17 protein-coding genes and 1 pseudogene are annotated in these 7,596 nt (G+C 34.7%); 3 read left to right on the top strand and 15 right to left on the bottom strand.

Going from position 1 to position 7,596, the window contains the following annotated elements; all coding sequences use genetic code 11:
* Positions 1-88: 88 nt before the first annotated feature.
* From DBX25_RS04200 to DBX25_RS04160, 10 genes are all read right to left on the bottom strand, one after another.
* A complete protein-coding gene (locus DBX25_RS04200; protein WP_108669522.1) occupies positions 89-298 on the bottom strand; it encodes a hypothetical protein in 210 nt (69 codons plus the stop codon).
* The gene (locus DBX25_RS04195; RefSeq protein ID WP_108669521.1) at positions 279-527 is read right to left on the bottom strand and encodes a hypothetical protein; all 249 of its coding nucleotides are present in this window, start codon (positions 525-527) and stop codon (positions 279-281) included. The genes DBX25_RS04200 and DBX25_RS04195 overlap by 20 nt, the downstream gene beginning before the upstream one ends.
* A 144-nt stretch (positions 528-671) precedes the next feature.
* A complete protein-coding gene (locus DBX25_RS04190; RefSeq protein WP_108669520.1) occupies positions 672-1,334 on the bottom strand; it encodes a hypothetical protein in 663 nt (220 codons plus the stop codon).
* 14 nt (positions 1,335-1,348) lie between these two features.
* Complete coding sequence (locus DBX25_RS04185) at positions 1,349-1,600, bottom strand: hypothetical protein (protein ID WP_108669519.1); 252 nt, start codon at positions 1,598-1,600, stop codon at positions 1,349-1,351.
* A gap of 4 nt (positions 1,601-1,604) precedes the next feature.
* Positions 1,605-2,261, bottom strand: a complete 657-nt coding sequence (locus DBX25_RS04180) for an ERF family protein (protein ID WP_240620147.1) — start codon at positions 2,259-2,261, stop codon at positions 1,605-1,607.
* Positions 2,254-2,391 carry a hypothetical protein gene (locus DBX25_RS20480; protein ID WP_157950874.1) on the bottom strand — a complete coding sequence of 46 codons (138 nt, stop codon included), beginning with the start codon at positions 2,389-2,391 and terminating at the stop codon, positions 2,254-2,256. Before DBX25_RS20480 ends, DBX25_RS04180 begins: the two co-directional genes overlap by 8 nt.
* On the bottom strand, positions 2,388-2,867 hold the full coding sequence (locus tag DBX25_RS04175; RefSeq protein ID WP_108669518.1) for a siphovirus Gp157 family protein: 480 nt from the start codon (positions 2,865-2,867) through the stop codon (positions 2,388-2,390). The genes DBX25_RS20480 and DBX25_RS04175 overlap by 4 nt, the downstream gene beginning before the upstream one ends.
* 12 nt (positions 2,868-2,879) lie before the next feature.
* On the bottom strand, positions 2,880-3,080 hold the full coding sequence (locus tag DBX25_RS04170; protein WP_108669517.1) for a YqaI family protein: 201 nt from the start codon (positions 3,078-3,080) through the stop codon (positions 2,880-2,882).
* Complete coding sequence (locus DBX25_RS04165) at positions 3,073-3,354, bottom strand: hypothetical protein (RefSeq protein WP_108669516.1); 282 nt, start codon at positions 3,352-3,354, stop codon at positions 3,073-3,075. The genes DBX25_RS04170 and DBX25_RS04165 overlap by 8 nt, the downstream gene beginning before the upstream one ends.
* A 155-nt stretch (positions 3,355-3,509) precedes the next feature.
* Positions 3,510-3,695, bottom strand: coding sequence for a helix-turn-helix domain-containing protein (locus tag DBX25_RS04160; protein WP_108669515.1), 186 nt, complete (start codon positions 3,693-3,695; stop codon positions 3,510-3,512).
* 204 nt (positions 3,696-3,899) lie between these two features.
* On the opposite strand from DBX25_RS04160, the gene DBX25_RS04155 reads away from it, so the two are divergent.
* From DBX25_RS04155 to DBX25_RS20785, 3 genes and pseudogenes are all read left to right on the top strand, one after another.
* Positions 3,900-4,250, top strand: a complete 351-nt coding sequence (locus DBX25_RS04155; RefSeq protein WP_108669514.1) for a helix-turn-helix domain-containing protein — start codon at positions 3,900-3,902, stop codon at positions 4,248-4,250.
* A 351-nt stretch (positions 4,251-4,601) separates the two neighbouring features.
* A pseudogene (locus DBX25_RS04145) lies at positions 4,602-4,988 on the top strand (sigma-70 family RNA polymerase sigma factor); the annotation flags it as partial.
* 147 nt (positions 4,989-5,135) lie between these two features.
* Entirely contained in the window at positions 5,136-5,297 is a 162-nt protein-coding gene (locus tag DBX25_RS20785) for a hypothetical protein (protein WP_170110114.1), read from the top strand.
* 400 nt (positions 5,298-5,697) lie between these two features.
* On the opposite strand, the gene DBX25_RS04140 is transcribed toward DBX25_RS20785, so the two are convergent.
* The 5 genes from DBX25_RS04140 to DBX25_RS04120 form a co-directional block, all read right to left on the bottom strand.
* Positions 5,698-5,838: a YrzI family small protein gene (locus tag DBX25_RS04140; RefSeq protein ID WP_108669512.1), complete on the bottom strand. Its 141-nt coding sequence runs from the start codon at positions 5,836-5,838 to the stop codon at positions 5,698-5,700.
* 36 nt (positions 5,839-5,874) lie between these two features.
* Entirely contained in the window at positions 5,875-6,015 is a 141-nt protein-coding gene (locus DBX25_RS04135) for a YrzI family small protein (protein ID WP_108669511.1), read from the bottom strand.
* A gap of 37 nt (positions 6,016-6,052) precedes the next feature.
* Entirely contained in the window at positions 6,053-6,193 is a 141-nt protein-coding gene (locus DBX25_RS21745; protein ID WP_108669510.1) for a YrzI family small protein, read from the bottom strand.
* 37 nt (positions 6,194-6,230) lie between these two features.
* A complete protein-coding gene (locus tag DBX25_RS04125; protein WP_108669509.1) occupies positions 6,231-6,371 on the bottom strand; it encodes a YrzI family small protein in 141 nt (46 codons plus the stop codon).
* 635 nt (positions 6,372-7,006) lie between these two features.
* Positions 7,007-7,240 carry a YrhC family protein gene (locus tag DBX25_RS04120; protein WP_108669508.1) on the bottom strand — a complete coding sequence of 78 codons (234 nt, stop codon included), beginning with the start codon at positions 7,238-7,240 and terminating at the stop codon, positions 7,007-7,009.
* Positions 7,241-7,596: the final 356 nt, after the last annotated feature.

The raw sequence follows: 7,596 nt of genomic DNA, 5'->3' as shown, positions 1-7,596 counted from the left end.
CAAAAACTTCTATTCCAATGTATGGCGCTGCGTGACTGACATTCGAGGCACTTCTTGATTTCTGTTTTCATGAAATCCACCCCATTTTCTAATTGGTCTTTCTCCACTTCCCGCTAGAGAAACATATTTCCCTTAACACACTGACTACATATGGCTTAATCGCCACTGGAACCCCTTTCTTTTTCCATATGATTATTGTTTCTTTCGTAATCCCTATTTGTTCTGCTACTGCTTTTTGAGTGTATCCAGATGTTTTCATGACCGTTCCTAGCAATTCCTTAAAGTGTTGAGGATTCATCGACAACCCTCCCCATGATTGTTATGTAATAAATCTCTTGTTGATTGCCATTGAATATAGATTTCTTCCGACCATGCTCTTTCACGTTGATCCATGACTTTCCATGTTTGAACACTTCTTTAATCGGTGCTAAACATTCAAATCCTCGTTTTTCTAATTCCATAACCACCTTCAAACAATCCCATTTAGTGGACCTTTGTATGCGGACTTTCTGCATTTTCTTATCCATGACATAACACCAGATATCCGATTGTAATGACCAATGCTGCAATCGTTCCGACCACCTTCCATATAGGATGGTTTTCATCTAACAGAATGTGCTTGTCCATGTTTATCCCCCATAATCGGGAGCCTGTGACAGCTCCCATAGATATCAAACATTATTTTTATGATCACAGTATTTCTGAGCGATATCTTTGTCTTTGAATAATGTTTTATATGCGTAACCAATACTTTCGAATTGCTCTTCAGAAGTAATTAATTCCTTACCAGAAATGCTATCTTCGTAATAAGACAGATATTCATCATGTCTATCTCTATCAACTACTTTGTACCAGGCATTACCTTCTCCACTTCTAATACTGAATGAGCTTAGAAGGATTGGAATAGGTTCATAAACACTTGTTCGTGAATCGCATTCACACGATTCGTATGTTCTCCTTCCAGACGGTGTGTTGTAATAAATCCGTCGTTCTTCATCGCATTTATCACACTTAGGTTTCGTTTTTCCTCTTGAAGCTACCGTATACATTTCTACTTCTAATTCCTTCATTAATTGACTCAATCGTTCTCTACGAACATTATTCTTTAGTGTTTGATAATCACTTTCTAGGTGTCTTTTTTTAATTTCAAAGTCCTGTTTTATTTTTTCGAAATTATATTTAACATCTTGAAGTTCTTCATTTTCTTTTTTCAAACGTTCCATTTCAGAAACGAATTCTTCTTTAACCGATTTCATTAAACTTTCTTTGAACTGATCAACTTGAATATCAAACTCACTTGATTCGTAATAAAAATCCTCTTCATAAAAACTCACTGTTTGTTCCTCCTTTAATCTTTGATATAACTAAACTCCCTTTGCATTTTCATGACATCACCATCGAAGAATTTGAATAGGTAATGGCGGTTTAAGCTAGCCAAACGGCTGTTATCTTCATTTATTCTTTTGTTATCTTCTTTCATTTGGCGATTATCATTGATTAAGCTGAAAATCATGTCAAAGGATGTTTGGTCTGCTAAGTTTCCGTATAGTTGTTGTTGCTGTTTAAAATGAGATTCGACATCTTCTAAGGTGTATGTCATGGGGTTAGGCTCCTTTGCTTTCTTTTTTGAGTTCTTTCTTAGCAGAAGCGATCCAACCAGTAATCTTAGCCATGATTTCTTTTGCTTCTTGTGAGGTTAATTTCGTAATGTCTTGAATGTTTAGGGCTGTATATACGTCTGCATCGGTTTTACCTCGTAGTTGAGCGAATTCGAGCACCTTCGTCTTTAGTTCGCCTACTTCTTTAGATGAAATAGGTTCAGGTTTACGGTAAGATTCTGCTTTTTCTTGGAAGGAGTCTGGATCATCTTTATCTGTCGCAATGTTGAAAGTTTTAAGCATGAAGTATTTCTCCGCATAGGTTAGAGCCTTCCCTACACCTTTTTCGCCTGTATCTACCCCTTGGCCGTACCAGGGGCAACTAATTGTTTCTTCTGGCTTTTCTGCATTCACCCACACAAATTCGATATCTAGTTCTGTCATATATTCTTTAGTGCCTTTTGCTGTTTGGCCTTCGATTAAATTATGATTAAGGACTTTACATATGAGCATTAAGCCCAATTCATCCATTTTTGATCGTACTGCTGACAATACTTGTGAACTGCCTGTGTATTGATATTGATGGCCTTTAGCTTCTTTTTGTAGGTAAGGAACTGTTTTTCTAACTTCAACTAATTTTTGATAGATGTTCATTTCAGTCATATAAGCACCCCACTAAAATTTCTAATTGTAATCCTTGCTTTTCCCACTCAATTAATTGAGCAAATGACACTTCACGAATACCATCGTATACTTGAAGAAAATACTTTCCGTGTGCGTGGTAGATAGTCATCGGATTCTCACTCCTTTTGATTGGATGATCTCTGCTCCAGGAATAAACTGTCCTTCTTTGAGAGCTGCAAGAATATCTTTTTTAGAAATCTTTCCCGGTTGTGGTATGATGAAATTTGAAGGTATTAGGCTCTCGTCTAGTACGCTGACAGATGGTGGATTGTTCTGGATTGAAATGGTTAGCGTAGGGCGCTTCACTTTGTCAATTCCGGCAATCTCCATTTGTTCTTGCAGATAAGTCTTAACCGATACGATTTTGTTCTCTAACGCCTTCCTGCGATCTGCTAGGCGTTTTTCTTCTGCCTTGATTACTTCGATATCTGAATCTAATGTGCGAATCAATTTAGCAACATTCTCTGCTTTGTCTTCGATTTCTTCCTCAATAGCTTCTAATGTGTCTTGGAACACCTCTGGATCTAATTCCTCTGCCATGTCTAACAACTGTCGATAGTGTGTAGTCATTTCGTACAATTTCATTTCTTCATCCTCCTATGCTGTTGTAAATTCAAAACCCATTTCTTCTTCCAAATACCTGCGCAAGTTACATTCCAGAATGATTTCACCGTCAAACTTCACAATGTCATCTTCAGAACGAATTTCATCTCCAAAGTAGTCACTGCCAGCACATTCATTTTCTTCTACCATGTATCCGCATCGTTCCATTTGTTCAATCACTGGATGATCACGCATGTTCTTCCACTCCTTCGAAATTGATATCTTCAATCATGTAAGACTGATTGTAAAACGCTGTGATTTGTAAGCGAGATTCGTAATAATCATCTATTTCTAACCAATGAGTACCTTCACTAGAATCTTTTTTATACTCTTTTCCTGTAGCTTCACTTAATGCAGCAATAATGCTTTCCGCTTGTTTTTCATCTGATAAATTATGAAATTGAAGTTTTATGTGGGCTCCTTGTTCTAATGCTAATCGGATCACTTCAAGCTTTTGCTCGATGTTCATTTTGCTTCCTCCTTTGTTTTTTCTTTAGATTGCTTTGTCAATACCATACTGATATAGCGATAGACATCTTGCTCGATTTTTTCAAACATTGGACCTTTAATGATGGTTACTTTCATATGGCACCTCCAAAACTTGACTTATATTCAAGTTGATAATCAAAAAAAATCTTTCAAACTACAATCAAGTGCATTTGCAATTCTTTCCAACAAAGCCAAGCTCGGAACTTTCCTTCCGTTTTCAATCATATTGATGTACGAATAATCCGCATCAACTAGCTCTGCTAAGCGTTTCTGGCTGATTCCCTTCTTAATTCGAATGATTTTTAATTTTTGCGCATCCATTTAGCAACACCTCCTGGTAGTAGCTATTTCCTTAAAACTTGAATCATATTCAAATTTCTTAACCTAAGATTACCAACTTCTTGAATATATGTCAACAACAAATTTCAAATAATTTTGGAGAAATTACAGACATAAAGGTATAATAAAAAACGTAATACAGGAAATTGTTATCCAATAATTTACACGTTTTAGGAGTGTGGAGTTTTGAAGGAAGTCGAAAAGTTAGATAAAGAGATAGGAGAACGATTAAAGAGTTTACGAAAAGAAAGAAAACTCACACAACAAGAAGTTGCTGACAGAATTAATGTAAATCATTCTTATATAAGTAAAATCGAAAAAGGGCTTATCCCAAGTTTAGTTGCTCTAAAAAAATTATGCGATCTATATGAAACATCCATGCCCCAATTATTTGGAGAAGAAGTGGAGGTTCCCGACGAATTAAAAGAACTGGGGGTTGAATGGGTTTCGTTCGCTGAAGAAATGAAGGGTCAAAACTTGTCGCCTGATGACATTAAAAAGTATATAGAGGTAGTGAAAACCCTGAAATCTCTATAATTTTTGTCAGAATAAGTCGAAGATTGTCGTGATTTTCAAACTTTTGTAGGCATAAAAATCCCAACTGTCCCCCTAGTTTTTGTGGGATAATAGATGTATAATTAATTCATCAAAGGAACGTATGTTCGTGTTTTTATCGAACATATTATAGGGGGCGGGACTATTGGAAAGTATACATTACACAAAGTTATTACCAAAAGGATTAATAATGCAAATAGGAGAGAAGATTTTCTTTGGAACAAAAGAAGAGAGAGCTAAAAAGCCCTCTCAATCTGTAGAAAATATCTCATACATAAAGTCACCAACATGTTTGTGTAATAAATTTTCTGAATTCCGCACTACCGTATTGTAATTAAAAATGAGATATTAATGCATTTAAGAGCAACTAAGAAGACCAAAAAAGATGTTTCCCTACATGATCCCATCGGTCAAGATAAAGAAGGGAATGAAATCAGCTTGATAGATGTATTAAAATCTGAATCTGAGGACGTCATTGAAATGATTCAGTTGAATATGGAAATTGAAAAAGTGAAAAAATACATTGATGTCCTGGATGAACGTGAAAAAGAAGTCATTGTAGGTAGGTTTGGATTAGGATTACAAAAAGAAAAGACACAGCGTGAAATTGCGAAGGAGCTTGATATCTCAAGAAGCTATGTATCAAGAATTGAAAAAAGGGCCTTAATGAAAATGTTTCACGAATTTTATCGTGCCGAAAAAGAAAAAAAACGAAAATAATGGGGTATTACTATTTGGCGACCTTTTTCAGGTCGTTTTTCATTTTTTAGAGTACTTAGTTTTCATACACCATTCTTTCACCGCAAAGTTGTCCCACCCATATGCTATTAAAGAGAGAGCTATGTGTTCATGAAGGGAGGGTCACATATGGTCTATGGTTGTGGGCCTTACGGGTATCCAGCACCTTATCCATGCTATGGAGGTGGATTTGGAGCAGCATATGCATTCTTCATCATATTATTAATTATCGTATTAATATTTGGTGGATGGTGGTTTTTTAATAGTTGCTGGGATAAAGCTGGTTGTTAATATAAGTTAGTTTTACCTGCATAGGCAAGGGGCCGATTCAAGGTTGTAATTTTAAATACAACCTTGAATCGGCCCCTTCTTTATTATTATTATTATTCCAATTACTAATCCATACTAACTTCGGCTGAAATAATCAACGCAATGGCTGCAGATATGATTAAAGTAAATACCATGGAGAACATTTTAAATCTCCCCCTTACTTATATGATAATTTGAATTTACCATATAAAAGGCTTAGTACTTTACTATAGATTTGAACATTTTTTAAAGAAACCATTACAACTTTGTGACATATAACTTCGTTAGCCAGTGTCCTTATAAACCCACATGATTTCACTTCTTTTTACCATAATTTTTTGCATAATAATCTCCACCCTTCCTTTGTTTGATAAAAGCTTAATTAGAGCATTTGTCTGTATTGTAGAGTTTTTTTGAAGTTTTCTTCATGAATTTTTTTAATATTTTCTTGATGAATTGCTTCTTCTAAGGAAGTTTTGTTGGCTTTAATGATTATGGTGAAAAATAAAAGATTCAACGTCATACGATCACCTCCAATGAAAAGATTTTTTAAATTTCCTTACAGCATTTGTCTATAGGGTAACGCTTTAATAAAATTGTTATCATGCATCTTTTTAATGTTTTCTTGATGGATTGCCTCTTTAAGAGTCGTATTTTTGGCATTAATTGTAACGGTAAATAATATTAGATTCAGGATCATTGCTGTTCACCTCCTACTGTGATTCTGTCTGTTTTCATTAAATCATTTGTCTAAATTCCAGGACTTTATTGAAGTTATTATCGTGTATCTTTTTAATGTTTTCTTGATGAATTGCTTCTTCAAGAGTCGTATTTTTGGTATTAATTGTAACGGTAAATAATATTAAATTCAGGGTCATTGCTGTTCACCTCCTACTGTGGTTCTATTTGTTTTCATTAAATCATTTGTCTAAATTCCAGGACTTTGTTGAAGTTATTATCGTGCATCTTTTTAATGTTTTCTTGATGAATTGCCTCTTCAAGAGTCGTATTTTTGGCATTAATTGTAATGGTAAATAATATTAGATTCAGGGTCATAAAAAAATCACCTCCTAAAAGTTTATGTGAGCTATTTCATGAAATTTGGACACAAAAAGACCGCAGGACGATATCCCCTGACGGTCATTTTTAGGCATAAAAAGGCCGCAGGAAACACATTTCTTCCTACGGCCATAAAGTCATGATAATAGCATAATTAAGTAAAGACTTTATAAATTGCACCGGTTTGGTCGAATGTGTGAAGATTGATATTCAGTTTGGGTATTCCCTACAATTTCGAAATAAACTTTAGTCATTTCATTCGACCTCCTTTTTACAATTTTTCATTACATTGGTAAGTATATCCAAAAGCCATTCAAAAGTAAACCCTAAATTTGCCTATTTTTATAAAAGTTTTTTCGTCAATATTTTTATTTAGGATCTGTTAAATTTGCCTTGTTGAATTCCGTTCCAGACGCTTGCTTTCAGAGGGGCGCCAAGCCTGTAATGTTAATCCTCCAGGATTCAATCATCTTTCACTTCAATCAACAAAAAAGCTAAATATCAACAATAGACTTTAACACAGCTTTTATTTAAAGGTAAAACGATATTTTCAGATATTAGCCTAGAAAGTGGACATGGCAAACGGTTAATTGTAGTAACAAAAAAACCCAATGTTTGTCCATTGGGTTTTGTCATTTTTGTTTATTTAATTTATTTTGATAAGCCTTAGACCTGAAGAAATAGAAAATGGACCCACCAAGGAACCCTAAAGATGAACCAAACATAACGTATGTGTCAAATTCGCTCTTGCCTTCGGATGGGATAATTGCACCTAAATAAAAGAATACTCCAACAGCTAACAGTGTAATAGCAAATCTTTTATAATCAACCATCTTGTTTTGGCAAACTTTATTCTGCTTCTCCATCTTATCCCACCTACACTTTCATAAAAAGTCTACTCTATAACTCTATCATGATGAGGAATAAAGAACATTATGAAACTGTTGGGAAAATGGAAATTTTCTATGATATATACATAAAAATCACGGATTACTCACTGGTTGAGCTGAAATCGATATGTAAATAGGAAATTGAATAATGTTAGACGTTACTCATTTCTAGGATTTTACCGAACGGACTAAATATTTTACCGAATAGAAGAGTTTTTTTACCGAAATCTCAAGTTTATTACCAATTCAATGAAGTATTTTACCAAACAGCGACACGGGCATTAAAAAAAGGAAATAGGATCTGCTCCCATTTCCTTTAACCTTATGCTAAT

Origin of the sequence: Peribacillus acanthi, assembly GCF_003073175.1 — a bacterium.
Lineage (GTDB): Bacteria > Bacillota > Bacilli > Bacillales > DSM-1321 > Bacillus_BN > Bacillus_BN acanthi.
Note: the sequence above shows the minus strand (reverse complement) of the source record. Positions and strands in the feature narration are given on the sequence as shown.